This is a genomic window from Marinilactibacillus sp. GCM10026970, assembly GCF_042660675.1.
Taxonomy (GTDB): Bacteria; Bacillota; Bacilli; order Lactobacillales; family Carnobacteriaceae_A; genus Marinilactibacillus.
The window spans coordinates 169,307-187,341 of record NZ_JBHSUL010000027.1 but is presented as its reverse complement, the minus strand read 5'-3'; the positions used below and the strand labels follow the sequence as shown (position 1 = coordinate 187,341).

21 protein-coding genes are annotated in these 18,035 nt (G+C 37.9%); 20 read left to right on the top strand and 1 reads right to left on the bottom strand.

Translation table 11 applies throughout. The features are described 5' to 3' along the window. Entirely contained in the window at positions 1-546 is a 546-nt protein-coding gene (locus ACFP65_RS08280) for a hypothetical protein (RefSeq protein ID WP_379917587.1), read from the bottom strand. 47 nt (positions 547-593) lie between these two features. Between ACFP65_RS08280 and ACFP65_RS08275 the strand changes: the two genes are divergently transcribed. The 20 genes from ACFP65_RS08275 (at position 594) to ACFP65_RS08180 (ending at position 18,007) form a co-directional block, all read left to right on the top strand. Continuing rightward, positions 594-2,093, top strand: a complete 1,500-nt coding sequence (locus ACFP65_RS08275) for a phage portal protein (protein ID WP_379917585.1) — start codon at positions 594-596, stop codon at positions 2,091-2,093. Then, positions 2,059-2,982 (top strand): phage minor head protein, encoded by a 924-nt coding sequence (locus ACFP65_RS08270; RefSeq protein ID WP_379917583.1) that lies wholly within the window; start codon positions 2,059-2,061, stop codon positions 2,980-2,982. The genes ACFP65_RS08275 and ACFP65_RS08270 overlap by 35 nt, the downstream gene beginning before the upstream one ends. 28 nt (positions 2,983-3,010) lie before the next feature. After that, a complete protein-coding gene (locus ACFP65_RS08265; RefSeq protein ID WP_379917581.1) occupies positions 3,011-3,559 on the top strand; it encodes an ADP-ribosyltransferase in 549 nt (182 codons plus the stop codon). Then, positions 3,552-3,722: a hypothetical protein gene (locus ACFP65_RS08260; RefSeq protein ID WP_379917579.1), complete on the top strand. Its 171-nt coding sequence runs from the start codon at positions 3,552-3,554 to the stop codon at positions 3,720-3,722. The genes ACFP65_RS08265 and ACFP65_RS08260 overlap by 8 nt, the downstream gene beginning before the upstream one ends. Before the next feature lie 58 nt (positions 3,723-3,780). Next, a complete protein-coding gene (locus ACFP65_RS08255; protein WP_379917578.1) occupies positions 3,781-3,969 on the top strand; it encodes a hypothetical protein in 189 nt (62 codons plus the stop codon). An 85-nt stretch (positions 3,970-4,054) separates the two neighbouring features. After that, positions 4,055-4,255: a hypothetical protein gene (locus ACFP65_RS08250; RefSeq protein ID WP_379917576.1), complete on the top strand. Its 201-nt coding sequence runs from the start codon at positions 4,055-4,057 to the stop codon at positions 4,253-4,255. Positions 4,256-4,391: 136 nt separating this feature from the next. Then, entirely contained in the window at positions 4,392-5,015 is a 624-nt protein-coding gene (locus tag ACFP65_RS08245; RefSeq protein WP_379917574.1) for a phage scaffolding protein, read from the top strand. After that, the gene (locus ACFP65_RS08240; RefSeq protein WP_379917572.1) at positions 5,015-5,899 is read left to right on the top strand and encodes a P22 coat protein - protein 5 domain protein; all 885 of its coding nucleotides are present in this window, start codon (positions 5,015-5,017) and stop codon (positions 5,897-5,899) included. The genes ACFP65_RS08245 and ACFP65_RS08240 overlap by 1 nt, the downstream gene beginning before the upstream one ends. Positions 5,900-5,944: 45 nt before the next feature. After that, complete coding sequence (locus ACFP65_RS08235; RefSeq protein WP_379917570.1) at positions 5,945-6,481, top strand: hypothetical protein; 537 nt, start codon at positions 5,945-5,947, stop codon at positions 6,479-6,481. Next, complete coding sequence (locus ACFP65_RS08230; RefSeq protein ID WP_379917568.1) at positions 6,478-6,798, top strand: head-tail adaptor protein; 321 nt, start codon at positions 6,478-6,480, stop codon at positions 6,796-6,798. Before ACFP65_RS08235 ends, ACFP65_RS08230 begins: the two co-directional genes overlap by 4 nt. Continuing rightward, on the top strand, positions 6,791-7,222 hold the full coding sequence (locus tag ACFP65_RS08225) for an HK97-gp10 family putative phage morphogenesis protein (protein WP_379917566.1): 432 nt from the start codon (positions 6,791-6,793) through the stop codon (positions 7,220-7,222). Before ACFP65_RS08230 ends, ACFP65_RS08225 begins: the two co-directional genes overlap by 8 nt. A gap of 4 nt (positions 7,223-7,226) precedes the next feature. After that, positions 7,227-7,604, top strand: a complete 378-nt coding sequence (locus ACFP65_RS08220) for a hypothetical protein (protein ID WP_379917564.1) — start codon at positions 7,227-7,229, stop codon at positions 7,602-7,604. Continuing rightward, positions 7,595-8,227, top strand: coding sequence for a hypothetical protein (locus ACFP65_RS08215; RefSeq protein WP_379917563.1), 633 nt, complete (start codon positions 7,595-7,597; stop codon positions 8,225-8,227). Before ACFP65_RS08220 ends, ACFP65_RS08215 begins: the two co-directional genes overlap by 10 nt. Positions 8,228-8,229: 2 nt before the next feature. Further along, positions 8,230-8,664: a hypothetical protein gene (locus tag ACFP65_RS08210; protein WP_379917561.1), complete on the top strand. Its 435-nt coding sequence runs from the start codon at positions 8,230-8,232 to the stop codon at positions 8,662-8,664. Positions 8,665-8,693: 29 nt separating this feature from the next. Then, complete coding sequence (locus tag ACFP65_RS08205; RefSeq protein WP_379917559.1) at positions 8,694-8,975, top strand: hypothetical protein; 282 nt, start codon at positions 8,694-8,696, stop codon at positions 8,973-8,975. Next, positions 8,976-12,170 carry a tape measure protein gene (locus ACFP65_RS08200; RefSeq protein WP_379917557.1) on the top strand — a complete coding sequence of 1,065 codons (3,195 nt, stop codon included), beginning with the start codon at positions 8,976-8,978 and terminating at the stop codon, positions 12,168-12,170. Then, positions 12,167-12,850 (top strand): distal tail protein Dit, encoded by a 684-nt coding sequence (locus ACFP65_RS08195; RefSeq protein ID WP_379917555.1) that lies wholly within the window; start codon positions 12,167-12,169, stop codon positions 12,848-12,850. Before ACFP65_RS08200 ends, ACFP65_RS08195 begins: the two co-directional genes overlap by 4 nt. Next, complete coding sequence (locus ACFP65_RS08190) at positions 12,847-17,175, top strand: phage tail spike protein (RefSeq protein WP_379917553.1); 4,329 nt, start codon at positions 12,847-12,849, stop codon at positions 17,173-17,175. Before ACFP65_RS08195 ends, ACFP65_RS08190 begins: the two co-directional genes overlap by 4 nt. After that, positions 17,175-17,618 carry a DUF1617 family protein gene (locus ACFP65_RS08185; protein ID WP_379917551.1) on the top strand — a complete coding sequence of 148 codons (444 nt, stop codon included), beginning with the start codon at positions 17,175-17,177 and terminating at the stop codon, positions 17,616-17,618. Before ACFP65_RS08190 ends, ACFP65_RS08185 begins: the two co-directional genes overlap by 1 nt. Beyond that, a complete protein-coding gene (locus ACFP65_RS08180) occupies positions 17,615-18,007 on the top strand; it encodes a hypothetical protein (RefSeq protein ID WP_379917549.1) in 393 nt (130 codons plus the stop codon). Before ACFP65_RS08185 ends, ACFP65_RS08180 begins: the two co-directional genes overlap by 4 nt. The last annotated feature ends 28 nt before the right edge of the window (positions 18,008-18,035 follow it).

Here is an 18,035-nt window from a genome sequence, read left to right as displayed (position 1 = left end):
TCACTTAAACGCTTTTATAATCGCATGAGCAGCTTTTTTTATTGCTGTTGCTTCAGAGGAATCAGAACTATCTTCTTTAGCAGACCAAAGTAATTTTGATGACATATCTGTTTTGATTATAAAATTATCCGAGTGAGTTTCACCTGATTGTTCTTGGTAACTAATAGAACAAGTTATCAGCTCTTTAAAACTATCGTTTAAATTTGTAGTGAATTTTTGATTAGGGGCAATTGTGCCACCAATCATTGAGTCAAAACTAATGGGTGGTTTTTCTTTTGTTAAGTCTTTATCAAATTTTATATCTATAATTTTTGCCGAAGTTTTACCAAAATTTTTTAAGACCAAGTGTTTTGAAAAATATACTGTATCAATGTTTTCGATATACATCGACAAATAAGGACGGTTGGCTTGTTTAGTAGATTCTTCTGTATTTTTTAAAGATTGTTCAGTTAGTTGAATTGACTTTCTAGAATAGTATAGAGCTACTAAAGATGCTACGACAGTTACGATAGACAACAACAAATTGATAGTATTTGATGCATTCATATAAACAACTCCTTTTTTTAAATAATACCATATAGTGAGGTGATAAAGTGGACAGTAAATATTTATTAAGTGACAATCCCGAAGTTGTTGCTCGTGGATTAAAGCACGCAATCAAAGAAGACAAAGTGTCACAGGAAAAAGAGAAGGCTAGAGTTGGTCAAAATTATTATGACTACAAGCATGACATTTTGAACCACAGAATATTCTACATTGATGACAATGACAGGCTTGTTGAAGACACGATGGCGAGTAACATAAAGATTCCGCATCCATTCTTCACAGAACAAGTTGATCAGAAAGTGCAGTATTTGTTGTCGAATCCGCTTGAATTAGAGGTTGAAGATGAAGTGTTCAAAGAACGACTCGAAGAATACTATAACGATGATACGCAGCTATTTCTTCAAGAAACGCTAGAAGGTTCATCTATCAAAGGATTCGAATATGCATACGCTAGAACAAACGCGGATGACCGATTGTGTTTCCAAGTGTCGGATAGCTTACAAACATTCGACGTCTATGACGACGACAACGTACGCATGGCCACGGTGAGATATTACAACAAAGACATCTATCGAGATGGTAAGAATACCAGCGTTGAGTTTGCTGAAATCTGGGACAGTGAGAAGGTAACGTTTTTCGTTGAAGATAAGAACAAAAACTTCAGGCTTGATGACAGAAGAGAGTTAAACCCAAGACCACATGTGGTCGCTATAACAGATGACGGTAAGCTTTTACAAAGAGACATGGGAACTATTCCTTTTTATCGTTTGTCTAACAACAAAAAAGAACGAACTGACCTAGAGCCTATCAAACCGTTAATCGATGATTACGACTTGATGGCTTGTTTTTTGTCTAATAACTTACAAGATTTTGCTGAAGCAATATACGTAGTCAGAGGATTCCGAGGCGATGACTTGAGTAAGCTGCGTAAGAATATTAAGGCGAAGAAAACGGTCGGTGTTAGTTCAGACGGTGGGGTAGATATTCGTACAATTGAGATTCCAGTTGAAGCACGTAAAACCAAACTAGGAATAGACAAAGAAGCAATCTATCACTTTGGTATGGCGTTTGATTCTACTCAAGTTGCTGATTCAAACGGTACGGTCACAAACGTGGCCATCCAGTCGGGATACTCGTTGCTAAACATGAAATGTAACAAAGCTGAAACACGCCTGAGAACATTGCTTTCTTGGATGAACGAATTGATCGTTGCTGACATCAATCGTCGCTATGGTACGTCTTACAAAACAAGTGACATTGAGATGACAATTACTCGTGAGACAGTCGTTAATCAAGCAGAGTTAGCTGAAATTGAAAAAATGGAAGCAGAAACAAAAGAAGTCATCATTCAGTCTATTCTAGCTGCATCTTCCAAACTCGATGATGAGTCTACCCTAAAGATGATTTGCGAACAGTTCGATTTAGATTTCGATGAAGTTCAGAAGCAAATAGAAGAACAAGAATATTTGCCTGGCATTCAAGCTAATACGGATCCAATAGAGGGTGACGAAGATGAATCAGTTGAACAAGTGGCAGCAAGAGCTTGAAAGTCTTTCTAGACGGGCCGAGTTTGAGACAAACAAGAAGCTTCACAAGTATTATCGTGATGCATTAAAAGAAATAAAGAAAGAAGTTAAATATTATATTGAACAGTACGACGAATTACCGTTCTCTAAAAGAATGGAAGCTGAACGATTACTTGATGTAGGAAAACAGATAGACGAAGTTTTACAAACGGTTTATTCGAAAGCAGATTCGGTAGTAGCAGACTTTGGTAAAGAGGAAGCTAAACGAGGATACTATGGCACGTGGTATGCGTTAGAGGGCGCCGAAAACATTCAGATGGATATGTCTTTTCTTCCGGATAAGTATATAGAACAGTTGGTTAACCATCCAATCAAGGGGAAAACGTTCTCCAAACGGTTATATGATCACAGAAATAACCTAGCTGAACAGGTTGGGAATACTCTCAACTATGCTGCAATCAGAGGAAAAGGTTATGCTTGGGCAGCGGAACGTATAGGCAACCTTACAGAAGCGTCTTATAAGCAAGCGTATCGCATAGCTAGAACAGAGGGCGGGAGAGTTCAATCAACTGCTAAACAGCGAAGTTATACTGAAGTTAAAGAAAAAGGCGTTAACCTCAAGAAAAAATGGTTATCGACAATCGACAACAAAACACGAGATACTCACCAGACATTGGATGGGCAAGTTGTGGAAGTCGATGAAGAGTTCGAGAGTTCTAGTGGTGCCAAAGCAGAAGGTCCAAGGTTGTTTGGAGTAGCTAGTGAAGATATTCATTGTCGTTGTACTACTATTGCTGAAGTAGAAGGTATTTCACCAGAATTGCGATTAGATAACGAATCTGGAGAAACATTTGATTATAAAAATTACGATGAATGGTTAGATGATAAAATTCGTGCATCTAAGCTATAATTACCTTGATAAGGGCAAGTACGAGGAAATGGTAGCTTCGGCTCCAAAGCTTAGTATCCTTGACAAAGCCAGACTATATAATCCTAAAACAGGATATATTAAAACAGCTAATAGTTTCAGGATCAATCAAGCCTTGAGAACGAATAATTTTGATTCTTTAAATTCTGAGTCTCAAGAAACTATAGAGTTGCTTGATACAAAAGTAAAAGAGTTTACTCTAGATTCTGACATCATAGCGACTAGGTATGAGAAGCCAGCTATGCTTGCTGATTTATTAAAGCAAAACAATCTTTTAGACGAGGCTGTTGAAGATTTACAGGAACTGTTCATGGACAATGACTTTAATTACTCGAATCCTGGGTATACATCTGCTAGTTTACTAAAAGATGCTAACGTTATGTCAAATAGACCAATAGAAGTTGCTATTAAGCTACCTAAAGGACATAGTCTTTATTTAACGGATAACGTCAATGAAAGTGAAGTCATCTTAAAGCGCAATGGCGAATATAGAGTTACTAATTTTGAAATAATTGATCAGAAATTAAAATTAACTATGGAGGTGGTAGTGGATGGATAGCGGAGTCATGGCGGACGAATTTCTAAAGTCAATGGGAATAGATCCAGGAGAAACAATAAAGCCTGAAGAAATGACAGATGAAGAGCTTGCACAGCTTAGGTTTACTACTATTTCAGATGAAGAAGCAAAAGCTGTTATTGAAGAACTAAATAAACGATTGTAGCACTTAACCAGTTATAGGTTGAGTGCTATTTTTATACTCATTTTTAGGAGGGATTACGATGTCACCATTTGAAAAAGCGTTAATTAAAGAGTTGTTGGGTATTCGTAAAGAGTTACACGAACTTAACCGACAAGAAGTAGCTACTCCAATTTTGATGGAAAGTCCGCAAGTAGAAAGACAGGTGAAAATAGATGGTTCACAAGCTTTTGAATCCATTAATCAACAAGCTCCTACTAATCTACGCTAAGTGGGACTTAAAGAAGTATAAAAGAAAGGATTAGTGATCCTATGCTGAAAGATGCTGTATCTAAATTATATTAAGGAGGATAAGAATGAATACAATAGTAGTGTTTTTAACAAATGGCGAGACACTTTACTTTGAAGAAGTTAAAACTTTTAATTCAACTGAAGATGGTATCGCATTTAATTATAAAGGCAAGCGTACAGAGACAGAAAGAGGTGCGGTATTCCTTTTCAGCAATATGGCGGGCTTTGCACTGAATAAGGACTACAAAGAACCAGAAGTAGACTAAGTCGCTAGCGTAAGCTAACGGCTATTTTTATTGTCCTGGAGAATGACGCTATAAAAGTCTCAACACCGAATGTGAGCGGAATATCTCACTACTCTAACTGGCACCGACCAGAATAAAAAGGAATGGAGAATGAACAATGGAATGGATTAAAACAATTATCAAGAAACACACTGACGAGAATGGGAAAGTTGATTTAGAAGCAGCGAATAAGGAGATTGACGCGGAATTTCCAAAGAACGCCGTTCCTAAAGAAGACTTTAATTCTAAAGTGGAAGAACTGAAGTCTGCTAACGATACTCTTAGTGTTCTCAAAAAGGATAATAAAGATGTCGAAAAACTGCAGACACAGATTACGGATTACGAAAAAGAAGTTGAACGTTTGCAGGCTGAACAAGCTGATACAAATAAGCAACACGCTGTAGAATCAGCATTACGTGATGCAGGTGCAAAAGACGTTGATTATCTTCGTTTTAAGCTAGGCGAAGTTGAATTGAATAAAGACGGCACCGTGAAGGATTTGGACAATAAAATCAAAGGTTTGAAAGAATCTACGCCGGACCACTTTGAATCAACTACAGATCCAGCCAATGATGACAATAAGCTAGGTGCCCCTGGTTATAAAGCTGTAGACAACAAATTAGATGGTGGCAAACAGAAAACTGCTTATTCATTTGATCAATTAGACAAATTAACACCACAAGAAATTAATGACAATTGGGATGCGGTCCAAGCTGCACTCGAACAAGGAGGAAATGAATAATGGCATTACCAAATTCAAACTTTAAAAACTTTATTCCAACAATCTGGAGCGCTCGGCTATTGGCGAATCTAGACAAATCTTTGGTAGCTTTACAGATGGTTAACCGTGATTACGAAGGCGAAATTCAGGCTTATGGTGACACAGTTAAAATCAATCAACTAGGAAACATCACTATCAAGGATTACGATGGTACCGACATTGACGATCCAGAAGAAATCGATTCAAAACAACAAACATTGACCATTGATCAAGCAAAATACTTCAACTTTGCTGTAAAAGATGTGGATAGAGCACAATCAAATGTGAACTTACTAGATGGTTCTATGCAACGTGCAGGATACAACTTAGCTGATGTTATTGATCAAGACGTATTCGATGTAGCAGCTACAGGTGCTGGTATTAAAGTTGGTACTGCTTCAAGTCCACAAGAAGTGTTCAAAGACACAGCTTATGATCTCTTAGTAGATTTAGGTGTGAAGCTAGACGAGAAAAATGTACCGAAAGCTGGACGTAAAATCGTATTGCCGCCATGGTATCTAGGACTATTAGCTAAAGATCCTCGTTTCACAAAAGACATGAACATCTTGGCTAGTGGTGTAGTAGAGGGTGCGCGAGTTGGTCGTTTCCAATTACTAGAATCAAACAACTTGAAAACTGGTGCAGGTGGATTAGTGCACATTCCAGCAGGAACGAACCAAGCAATTTCATTCGCCAATCAAATTGTGGAGACAGAAGCTTACCGTCCAGAGAAAAACTTCTCAGATGCGGTTAAAGGTCTATCTGTTTGGGGACGTAAGGTTATTCAAAAAGATACGTTGGCGGACTTCATTGTTAAACAAGGTACTTCACAAGCTGGCGGTACCGGAACTGAAACAGGGAACTAAGAGGGCTATTTTTAGCTCTCTTTTTCTTTAGATTGGGGTGAGTGTATGATCATCACATTGGAAGATGCAAAGAAAATCGATCCAAACATTATGGAAGATGACTTGCAAGCTTTTGAGAGTGCTGTCAGACGATTAACTAACAACAACTTTCAGCAAAATAACATTCGATTTTCAGATGTAACAGTATCCGAATCAGGATCGTTCATCCTTCAAGAAACTCCGAAAGGTCTTCGAGAAGGCGACACGATAGAGTTGAATTATAGCCATTATAACGATGGTTTGTATGTAGTCGATGAAATAGTCGATACAACAATCAAAGTCGACAGTGAGCGATTATTTGACGAAAATAGCAAGGATATCATAGTGACTCTAGTCCAGTATCCACCGGATATTAAACGAGGGATCAAGAAGTTGATTCAGTACGATTTGAAGATGGGTGATAAAGTCGGAATCAAATCGGAAACAATTAGTCGAATGAGTAAGACTTATTATGACGTCAACGCAACAGATAATACAGATGGCTATCCAAAGTCATTACTGTCTTTTTTAGATAAGTACGAAAAAATGCGGTGGGGTTCATGAATCAATTTGTAATTGAAGAATCTAAGAGAGAACCAGACGGAATCGGTGGCCATACTGATTCATGGTCAGAATTCAAGAAAGTTGATGGCTATTTAGATCTGATTACTGGGACGGATATGAATAGTGTCCAAAATGCTTTTATTGAAGAATCAACTCATATTCTTGTATTACCACAATTCACTGAAGGTATAACCGACAAAATGCGTGTAGTGGATAGCAATAAGAGATACTACACCATCACCTACTCAGATGATCCAGTAGGCGTTGGCCATCACAATGAAATTTATTGTAAGTTTGGCGGTGTACTGAATGGCTAGAGATAGTTTCAAATTTGAAGACAACTCACAACAGGCTAAAGAACAGTTAGGTAAAGCCAGTGAAGAAGGATTACTAGCGGCCCTATTGGTAGTAGAAGGTAGGGCAAAAGCATTAGCACGAGTAGATACCGGAGAACTAAGAGACAAGATTGACCACCGTATTACGTTTAAAGGCAATACGAAAGTTGGTCAAGTTGGGTCACCGAATATACATGCTTTTTATGTAGAATTCGGAACTGGAGAGTTTGCTGAAAACGGGGCAGGTAGAAAAGGCGGATGGGTCTATAAACATCCCGATGGTAGATGGATATTCACGTACGGGATGAAACCGAAACCGTTCTTGAGACCAGCATTCCGTGGTTCCAGGAAAGAAATAGAAAATTTGATCGGAACTAAATTAAAATCATCATTTAGAGGGAAGTGATAGGATGATCCCTTTTTTACAAGAACTCTACAAACAATTTACGAGTGTGCATTCTGAAAGTTATTTAGAAAGAAATTCATCTAGTACAGTCACTTATCCGTATTTGACGTATGACTTTGATTCAGAACCAATTGAGTTGCATACAGATGGATTTTACATTGACGTTGATATATTCGATGATTCAGGTAATTACCTGAAGATATTCAATATTGAAAGCAAATTGAAGGACCATTTCAAAAGAAACAGAGTGATGACGGATGATGTCTATATTCGGTTTAATTTTTTGCGTTCAGTAAAAATCCCTACAGGGGACGACATTATAAAAAGAAGAAACCTACAGTTTTACTGTAAGGTTGATTGGAGGAAGAAAGAATGGGTTTAGCAAAAACTGGATTTACAAAAGAAACACCGCAGCGTTATCTGATTGATGCAGCTGTCGTATATTTAAACTTAAAATTCGCTAATGGTGAATTTACAGGAACGTTAGCAGGCGCAACGAGTGGTGGGGTAACGGTAGCGGTAGAAAACACGTATCGTGACATTGAAACAGACGGGACGAGTCATATGCGTGTCAAAGGTCAAAAGATACTAGAAACTGCTGTGGCGACAGCTACAACGAATATGAAAGAAATCACGGCAGAAACAATCAAACGTTCGTTAAATGGGCGGATTACAACACCTTCACCCACGATTGCGCCTGAAGGTTACAAGGTAGTCTCTTCCAAACGTTACATCAACGACGCAGATTATATTGATAACATTGCTATCGTTGGTAGATTAAGCGGAAGTACACAACCCGTGATTGTAATCTTGGATAATGTCATTGTTAATAATGGTGTTGAGATTGCAACAGAAGACAATAACGAGGCTGTTATTGAACAGGTCTATGAAGCACATGCTACTCACGAGCAGCTTGGCAAAGACGAATATCCATGGCGTATTCTCTTCCCACCACAAGATGGATCATCAACGACTAGTCCAGATAATACAGAAGGAGATGAATAAGAATGGAATTACGCGAGTTAAAGGGCGATGACCTATTCGACTTATTGAACATTGTAGGTAAGCTAGACATCAAAGAAGAATTCATTCAGATGTTTGAGAAAAATGTAGAATCTACTGCAACCATTATTCCGATGGATCACAAAGAAAAAGAACCAACAAAAGCTGAAAAAGAAAAAGCTGAGAAACGTCAGAAGCAACTTGAAAAAGAAGCTGAAAAACGTGGAATGGAAGCAATGGCCGGTTTGCTACAGAAAGTTTTATTAAATTCGAAGAAACTGAAAGTAGACATTAATGATTTGTTGGCCAGTTTGACTGATACTAAGAAATCAGATATCGAAGAGCTTGGTTTAACTCAGTATACTGGGTTGATTATTCAGTTCTTTAAGAAACCTGAACTGAAAGATTTTTTTACCTCTATCGCGTCATTACTTCAATAGATGACGGTGAGTTTAAAATAAAAGATATCTTGTTTAAGAGATACGGAAATCCGAAAGACTTACTAGCGACATTCACGCTGGAAGGTCTTTCGGATTTTATTTTGTATCTGTTTGATCAAGAGAATCAGGACCAGCTATATGAGACTTGGTTGCATAAAGATCAAGAATCTAACTTTCAAGACTTCAAGAAAAAGCACTACAAGAAGATTAACAAAGAAAAATCCAAACAACTCACAGAACAAAAAGAGAAAGAAATCATTGCCGAATCCTTCAAATTTATCAAACCAATCAATGTGGAAGGTGGTGAGTAAGTGGGAGAAATATTCAAATTATTCGGCACGATTGGCGTAGACACGTCTGACGCAGAGAAAGGTATCGATAACGTTACAGGTAAAGCTAAAAAAGCCGGTAACGGATTCGCTGGTTTCTTTAAAACGGCAGCGGCTAACGTCGCAAAGTTCGTTACTGCAGTTGGTGTGTTCAAACTCTTAAACGGTGCCATTGGTCTTGTTAAAGGTTCAATTCAATCAGCTTTTGGTCGAATTGACGTTATGGAGCAATTTAATCGCGTAATGACAGTAATGCTCGGTTCATCTGATGCTGCAGCGAATAGTTTATCCAAGATCACAGAAATTGTAACGGGGACGGCTTACGGCTTAGATGTGGCCGCTCAAGGCGTCCAAAATTTTGTTACATCTAATATGGATATTGGAAGAGCAGAAAAAACTGTAGAGTCTTGGGGTAATGCTGTTGCATTCTATGGCGATGGATCCAACCAAACATTTGCCACTGTAAATGATGCGATGGCCAAGATGTCTGCTAAAGGTTCAATAAGTATGGAGCAACTAAACCGGATTATTGAATCAGGAATTCCTGCGCTACAGATATATGCTGATGCAACGGGAATGAGTGTTGAACAAGTTTCCGATGAAATTTCAAAAGGAAACATTTCTGCAGATAAGTTCATTGATACGATGAACAAAGCATTTGATGACGGGACAGCAAACTTTGCAGGTATTGCAGGTGCAGCAAAAGAGGCAGGGGCTTCTTGGGGAGCAGCCTTTGATAATATGAAAGCGGCTGTAACTCGTGGTGTTGTTGCGATTATTCAGCAAATTGATTTGATGTTAACCGAAAACGGTCTTCCTGATATGAGGACGATGGTATCAAACTTCGGTAAAGCATTTGAAGATACTTTAAAAAAAGCGGCGGAGTATATTGGGCCGTTAATTGAAAACTTGGTCAAACTGAAAAACCAAATTCAAGATTCGACCGCTTGGCAGTCTTTGAAAGAAGTTATCATAGCAGTTAAAGATGGTTTCAAAGACTTGTGGGGTCAATTACAAGATTCTGGGATATTAGATACCGTATGGGAGGCCATAACGCAACTATGGGAAGCGTTACTTGAGATAGATTTTAGACAGGTTATAACTGATGTGAAAGAGTTTATTGATACATGGTCGCCTCTAATATTGGGAATAATGGGTGCTATTGTAGCCTTTCAAGCGATTAGTGCAATCGTCCCTGTTGTCGTAGGAGCCTTTAAAGCTTTCTCAATCATTAAGACACTTGTAAGTAGCGTTGGACTTTTACAGACTGCTATTACGTTCTTGGCGCCTGTCTTGTTTGCTATAAACTGGCCACTCGTTGCTATTACTGCAGCAATTGGAGCTGTTATAGCTATTGGAGTTCTACTCTGGAAGAATTGGGATACAATCAAAGAAAAAGCTATATCAATTTGGGGAAGCATCAAAACATTTTTCTTAGATACTTGGAATAGTATTGTAGATTCGGTATTTAATTTTATTGATAATCTTACTCAAGGATTTACCGATAAAATGGAGTCTATTCGTAGCTTCTTTTATGATATTTGGAATAACATTTATGATACTATCGTAGGTTTTTTAACTAATATCCTAGATATGGGTAACGGCCACTTCCAAGACTTTGTCTATAATATTGAAATGGCGATGACCAATTTATGGCACATCTTTGAAACTTACTGGACATTCATTTACGACACATTTATGAACGTTACAGGCATGATATTGGCCATATTCTCAGGAGACTGGGCAACGCTTGGCGACATGGTTCGTCAACAAATGGATTTGATAAAGAACACTATCGTAACAATATGGACGCAAGTGACTGGATTCTTTAATTCCATAATAGAAGCTATTAAGTCTCTGGTATTAGGAGGATTTCAAAAGCTTGGGGAAAAATTGCAACCAATTTTTGATTTTATCTCCAATGTTATAACTATAGCATGGGAAGTCATTAAAACAATATTCATTGTGATACTAGGATTAATCATGACGGTAATTGCTTATTACTGGAATGCATATGCGTCAATCATCAATATAGCATTAGACTTTATTAAAGGCATAGTTTCTTCGGTGTGGGGGTTCATACAAACTGTCATCGAAACAACTATGAATTTTATTAGGGAAACGATTGTGCCTATTTGGGAATCTATCAAAGAAAGTGTTAGCAATACACTTAATGCAATAGCTACCTTCATAAGCAATGTATGGAACTCAATTAAAAATACGACGCAATCTGTATGGAATAGTGTTTCTACTTTTATAGGTTCAATTTGGGACAAAATCAAGTCGAAAGTACAAGGTGTCGCAAACACTATAGCGACTTTTATAAGTGGTGTTTGGAATTCTATTAAAACAAAAACACAAGCTGTTTGGAACGTTATTTCCACATTTATTAGTACTGTATGGAATAAAATTAAAACTATCATTACCAATGCAGCGAATATTGTTAAGAACGTAGTGACAAGTGTATTTAATTCAATTAAGAATACTGTTATGTCTATATGGAACGCAATTCGAAATACTATAAATAGCGTTTGGAATTCTGTTAAATCTATTATTCGAAACGCTACAAATACAGTCAAGAACAAAGTGACCAGTGCTTTTAATAGCTTGAAAACTTCCGTAACTAATACTTGGAATAATATTAAGTCAGCAATCGAAAAGCCAATTACAAAAGCTAAGAACACAGTTAAAACAATGATTGATAAGATGAAAGGCTTCTTTAATTTTCAGTGGAAGTTACCAAAGTTGAAGATGCCTAAGTTTAGTGTTTCGGGTTCTAAGAATCCCATTGACTGGATTACTCAAGGTGTACCAAAGTTGAAAGTTGATTGGTTCGCCAAAGGTGGGATTATGACTAAGGCAACAGCCTTTGGGATGAATGGCGACAGTATAATGGCAGGTGGAGAAGCTGGACGTGAAGCAATTCTGCCGTTAAATAAAGATACACTCGGTGGTATCGGTGATGGTATAGCTGCAACAATGGATATTGGAGCAGAGCAATTAAGTCAATTACTCGAACAAATCAAAGATCATTTATCAGAATTGTTGAATCAAAACCAAACTATTGTTATTCAAATAGATGGAAGAACGATTGCAAAAGTTACTAGAGATCCTATTGATAGAGAATTAGGTAAAAAGAACAAAAATAAATCATTGGCAAAGGGGCGTAAAAATTGATAGACGTATTATTTGATGAAGAAAGTATCAATAAAAAATTTAATATCCGTTTAGCAGAGCGCCCCGTAGTGCCAGTTGCTGAGATGGAATATGAATCAATCGAGGTACCTGGAAGACATGGATCTTTAACTAGAAAGATTGGTTATCGATCCAAGCCTTTTAGTTTGAAATTTAACTATATTGATATTAACGGTGCTAAACCGAAGTATAGAGATATCGTCAATTGGTTAACGAACAAACGTAAAATTCATTTTTCGGATGATAAAGACTATTACCGTGTTATCCAACAAATGAACCCAGTCGATGCTGAGAATGATATTAGAGAGTATGCGGACTTTGTAGTTGAGATGATAACTGAACCTTTTTGGTATAAAGACCACGGCATTCAATTAATTACTCAAAAGACTACTTTACAGAATCCTTCTGTAATTGAGACGTCCTTGAAATTGACAGTATACGGTGATGGAATATGTCGCGTACGAGTCAATGATAATCAAATGGTATTTACAGATGTTCAAGGGCACATCACCATTGATCGAGGGACTGCTCATCGAAATGGAATCAATCAAGATAATAAGATGAGTGGCCACTACCCTATATTTTTACCAGGTAATAATGAAATTGAAATTGGCGGATCCACAAGAAAAGTGGATATCGAAGTAAGGTGGTGTTGGCGATGATTACGATTCACCACGAGAAAGAAACGGATTTTTCTAAAAATGGATATGGAAATATTGATGAATTTATTTTTAACCAACAAGTAAGATGGGTAATGAATGGCGAATTCAATGTCACGTTTGAGTATCCTATGTACTTGGATAATTCAAAACAACTGATAAACAGGAATATCCTTAGAGTTCCAGTTCCATTTATGCAAGATCAGTTGTTTAGAATTGCTCGTATAACTAAAGTGTTAGGGTTTATTGAGGTCGAAGCTCATCATATCTTTTACGATCTCTTAGATAATCTAGTCGAAGATACTTTTATAGTAGGACAGAGTGGACAAAGTGCTATTCAGCAATTACTTCGATCTACTCAATACCCGCATCGCTTTGAAGGGTTGTCCAATATACAGACTTCAACAAATGCCAGGATCGTTAGATATAATCCGGTAGAAGCATTGCTGGACGATGGTAAAGCCAATTCATTCGTTAGTCGTTGGGGAGGCGAAATCCTTCGAGATAACTTCAGAATCAATATGATGACACAACTCGGATCTAACCGCGGAGTTCATATAGAACACAAGAAGGACCTGTTAGGTTACGAAGCATCTATTGACGAAACAACGGTAGTGACAAGAATATATCCTAGGGGTTTCGATGGACTAGAATTACCAGAAAGGTATATAGATAGTCCGATTATTGACAATGAACATCCTAAAATAAGAATCATCGATTATGAAGTGAAAGCTGCTATTGGAGAATACGCTAATGACGAGGACGCAATTCCTTTAGAAGAGGCTTATAAACTTCTGAGAGAATATGCCAGAGAAGAATACACTATTCACCACGTAGATGAGCCAGAGATGGTCGTAAACGTGGATTTTATTACGCTTAATAATACTTTGGAATATTCAGATTTAGCTCAATTGCAAGAAGTAAGGCAAGGAGACACAGTTAAAGTTTCTGTACCTGAAGAAAACTTCTCAGTAACTTCTCGTTTAGTTGAATACACATCTGATCCACTACAGAAGAATCATTATCTAAGTACGACGCTTGGAAATCATGTTTTAGAATTCACTTCTAGTGAAAGCAATATAGAAGATATTCGAAAAGAATTAAATACTATTCAAGAAGAGATTATTAGTGTTCGTCAATCTGCCAATGGTAAGACTCGAGTATTTAATGTATCGAAAAACCCTAATGAATTAGATCTAAAAGCGCAAGTTGGAGACTTGGCTTATCAGAATAACGGCGACGAAACTATCATGTGGTTGCTTGTTGAAGTCAATGGAGAAAAGTATTGGAAAGAGATTGGTAATACAGCTGACATCGACAAAGTCAAAAGAGAAGTAGAAGCCGTTATCGAAGAAGCTGAAATTGACCGGAAGAACACGCAAGAAGCTATCGAACAGGTATTAGTCGATGCTGAACAATATACAGATCAAAAAAGCCAAGAGTTCGAAATCGAATTCAATAGTGAATTGGACAAGGTACGAAACATTGCCGTAACGGCTCCTCGACAAATTGAGGATGCTATCCAACGTGCTGGGTTTGGCGGAACACTTGCGGACCTGACTGATCGAATCATCCAGCAGTCTAATACAGCTGATCAGACAGCGAGAGAAGCTTACAACAAAGCTATAGACTCATTTAATGAGACTGGTAAGTTAGATACAAAAATTAATGGTGTTGATCAAAAAGTTGATGAGGTTAACGGAAGTATTCGGAACCGAGTTTGGCAGACGGATATTACGAATGCAATTGGTGAAATAGACAACGGGACAAGAAATATACTGACGGCTAAAGATTTGCCAACAAGTCTGCAGATAAAAACTTTAGAAAAGTTTAAAGCAAAGTTTTGGGCAACGGGTCTTTATAGTAATAGTTGGGTAAAAGAAAACTTAAATCCTAATACGACTTATACCATTAGATATAAAGCGAAATTGATCAATAAACCTACAACTCCACAAAATAACCCTTGGGCTACAATTACTATCAATTTATATAGTGAATCTAGAGGGTCGTTCGTTTTAGGAAGCGTTGATTGGTCTCGATATGCTTCAATGGTTGTTGGTGATGAGATAGAAGTAGTCAAGACAGTTACCCTACCAAGTTACGTACATGATATGAGGATTCTTGCATATTGTCCTAGACATGATCCAGGAACAATTGCTGAAATTGAATTTTCAGAATTAAAACTGGTAAAAGGTAATACTACCTCTAAAGACTGGGAACCTTCTCCAGCAGATACAAGTAACGCTATTTCCACTGTCCAAACTGAAATGGAACAAACAGCGGAGCGATTCAGCCAATCAATTATTAGAGTTGAATCAACCTTGGATGGAAAAATAGAGACAAAAGCGTTCAATACTTTACAGTCTGATGTTGATCGCACGATTAACCGAATTGGAACAGCTGAAGGACGTTTGAATACAATTGAGAGCACTGCCAACGGTACCTTACAGACGGTAAGTGGACCAGGTGGGTTATCGACACAGGTAGCTACGTTAAGTAATGGGTTTAGTATATTGAGTAAGCAGACTGTACAAAATTTAGTTACTACGGGCGACGATGGCAGGGCACTGCATTCTATTTGGAGTCGTGGTGCTGAGGTTTCTCTAGCGTCAACAGCTGGAGATGGGTTTGTTGTCACTCAGTCTGTCAATAACCCTAATATGACGGGAAGCAACAGAATATTTTTACCTCCAGCAATGACCAATATGGCTAACGGTAAAATCTATACAATAATATTAGAAATCAATGCTGATCGCTTTACCGAAATTGCAATTGGACAGACTAGCGGAAATAATATTAAAGAAACATGTACTAGTGAGGCTAAAAGAATCACTTTTTCCTATGAATCTAATAGTACAAATTCTTTTTCTATATTCTTTCTGAGAGCTGCATCTTACAGAATAAGGTTCGTTTCCGTAGTTGAAGGGGGCGGTGCATCTCAAGGACAACTATCCGTACTGAAAGATCAAATTGATTTAGCCGTAACGGAAGGCGATGTCGTCGGCCGTATCAATATCCAAGCTGGAAGAACATTAATTCAGAACAAACAAATCGTAATGGATGCAGAGACGACTTACTTCACAGGTAAGGCGTTTATTCCTGATGCCGCTATTTTGGAGCTTAAAGCGAATAAAATATTCGGTACAGAAGGAGATTTCGTAACCTTACGTTCGAAAGTCCTCATCGCAAATACTATCTCTGCTGTTCACATCAAGTCCGATACAGCCATGATCGATAAGCTTTTTGCGACAACGGCATTGATTGATCGCCTGACTTCTAAACAAGCTTTTATTTCTAGTATCAAGGCGATTGATATATCAGCTGACAACATCACAACAGGGACTTTGAACGGTGCCCAGTTAAATATTATCAACATGAATGCTCGAGCAATCTCAACAGGAACAATCACTGGAGCGAATTCTAGTTGGAATCTAAATAATGGGCGGATATCAGTGACAAATCCTTCTACTGGAAATACTCTGACTTTGACACAAGGAAGTATTTTATTCAACCGCAATAACTACAGCATGTCATTAGAGTATACAACAGAGGGACTGGTTATCGCTCCAGGGATGGGAAATACAGGAACAGGTGCTAATGCTTCTATCTATTTAAATGGAGTAGGTAATAGTTCATACAAGTATATCCACTTTCAGGATAGAGGCTCAAATAACTCAACACAACGGATCCAGGCTATTGATAATCACATGGATTTAATGCCTGCAACTGGTGGGCGTGTTCGAGTGATGACGTATGGTACTAACAATTATGCTTCGATAGAAGCAAGTTTATTTTATACGAATCACGTCTCAGGAAATACGTTGAGATTAATTGGAGATCGTCTAGAAACACCAAGAAGCGGTACGAGAGATATTTATATTTCTCCCAATGGACAAGGGGCGGTTCGTATCAGTAATACCAACGGGGATTTCTATAATATACGTGCCAGTAATTTTTTAGTTTCCTCCAGCAGAAAATTAAAAACCAATATTCGGCCTGCAGATGTTGATGCATTATCTATCATCAATGGTTTGAAGGTTGTTAACTACTATTTGATCAAAGATTTAAAAGATGGTATTGAACATACGCAAATCGGCTTGATTGCCGAGGATAGTCGGATAGTTGCCTCGTTAGAGGGAGATAGTATTGACGGCTATAAAGTGGACGCTTATCTAATTAAAGCCGTACAAGAGGTAGATAACAAAGTCATCAATCTTAAAGAACATGTCATGAGTGAATTTGAAAGAATCGCATACGACAATTTACAAAGAGACATCGAAATCAAAAAACTTAAGAAGAGACTAGATCTCTTAGAAGGAGCAGCGTAATGAAAAAGTTAGTATTCAAAAATAGAGATTTACCTAAGATCGCAGGGTTTTTAAATTTCGCGACATTAGACCCAAAGCCAACTAGGGGGAAGCACAAATTACTTGACCGTGTAGAAGAAAAACGGAAAGAGTTCTCAAGTGATGAGATGGAGATCGTGAAGACGATTGCCCAGGTAGATGAGAATGGAGAAATCGAGTACAGTGATGATTCTAGGCCACTGGTGAAAAAGGATGCCACTAAAGTAGAACAGAAAGCTTTTACTGAGGCGATGGACGTTCTTTCAAATGAAGAAGTCGTTATTGAATTCGCAGAGTATAACAAAAAATATGAGGATTTGTTCAAGGCTTTAGAAGATTATGAAGAGAAAATCCCGGCAGAAGTTAGTTATGGCTATTCACTGCTCATGGATGCCTACGAAGAAAACAAGGAGGAAGAACAATGAACTTAACCAGTATCGATTTTAATGATCCGCAAGTATTGGCCAACTACGTTGTAGAAAAAGAGGGTTCAGCTTTTGATGGGAGACAGACATTAGAGCTTGAAAAGATTGAGGCACTATCACTGATTGAATTGAAAACAGAAATCGGAAGCGAAATTAAGGAGGAACTAGATATGATCAACTTTAGAATTAACAATGTTCGAAGAGTGTTTTCTACGCCTTCAGACTTTGAACCGAGTGCTTATGATGTCGATTTCTCAACGCCACAACCACAAGACGGCAATAGCCTTAGTGGTCGCGTACGATTGACAGCAGAAGAATATGAGAAAGCTGGCAGTGATCAGGAGAAGTTGAAAGTGAAGATTGGTGTATTGGTAGGGACAGGCGAATAAGCTTGTCTCACTTAAGAAGCATAATCTA

Bases quoted from the DNA above. Each gene is read 5' to 3' on its own strand.
- ACFP65_RS08280 (WP_379917587.1), bottom strand. From the start codon at position 546: ATGAATGCATCAAATACTATCAATTTGTTGTTGTCTATCGTAACTGTC.
- ACFP65_RS08270 (WP_379917583.1), top strand. From the start codon at position 2,059: ATGAATCAGTTGAACAAGTGGCAGCAAGAGCTTGAAAGTCTTTCTAGA.
- ACFP65_RS08265 (WP_379917581.1), top strand. From the start codon at position 3,011: ATGGTAGCTTCGGCTCCAAAGCTTAGTATCCTTGACAAAGCCAGACTA.
- ACFP65_RS08260 (WP_379917579.1), top strand. From the start codon at position 3,552: ATGGATAGCGGAGTCATGGCGGACGAATTTCTAAAGTCAATGGGAATA.
- ACFP65_RS08255 (WP_379917578.1), top strand. From the start codon at position 3,781: ATGTCACCATTTGAAAAAGCGTTAATTAAAGAGTTGTTGGGTATTCGT.
- ACFP65_RS08250 (WP_379917576.1), top strand. From the start codon at position 4,055: ATGAATACAATAGTAGTGTTTTTAACAAATGGCGAGACACTTTACTTT.
- ACFP65_RS08245 (WP_379917574.1), top strand. From the start codon at position 4,392: ATGGAATGGATTAAAACAATTATCAAGAAACACACTGACGAGAATGGG.
- ACFP65_RS08240 (WP_379917572.1), top strand. From the start codon at position 5,015: ATGGCATTACCAAATTCAAACTTTAAAAACTTTATTCCAACAATCTGG.
- ACFP65_RS08235 (WP_379917570.1), top strand. From the start codon at position 5,945: ATGATCATCACATTGGAAGATGCAAAGAAAATCGATCCAAACATTATG.
- ACFP65_RS08230 (WP_379917568.1), top strand. From the start codon at position 6,478: ATGAATCAATTTGTAATTGAAGAATCTAAGAGAGAACCAGACGGAATC.
- ACFP65_RS08225 (WP_379917566.1), top strand. From the start codon at position 6,791: ATGGCTAGAGATAGTTTCAAATTTGAAGACAACTCACAACAGGCTAAA.
- ACFP65_RS08220 (WP_379917564.1), top strand. From the start codon at position 7,227: ATGATCCCTTTTTTACAAGAACTCTACAAACAATTTACGAGTGTGCAT.
- ACFP65_RS08215 (WP_379917563.1), top strand. From the start codon at position 7,595: ATGGGTTTAGCAAAAACTGGATTTACAAAAGAAACACCGCAGCGTTAT.
- ACFP65_RS08210 (WP_379917561.1), top strand. From the start codon at position 8,230: ATGGAATTACGCGAGTTAAAGGGCGATGACCTATTCGACTTATTGAAC.
- ACFP65_RS08190 (WP_379917553.1), top strand. From the start codon at position 12,847: ATGATTACGATTCACCACGAGAAAGAAACGGATTTTTCTAAAAATGGA.
- ACFP65_RS08185 (WP_379917551.1), top strand. From the start codon at position 17,175: ATGAAAAAGTTAGTATTCAAAAATAGAGATTTACCTAAGATCGCAGGG.
- ACFP65_RS08180 (WP_379917549.1), top strand. From the start codon at position 17,615: ATGAACTTAACCAGTATCGATTTTAATGATCCGCAAGTATTGGCCAAC.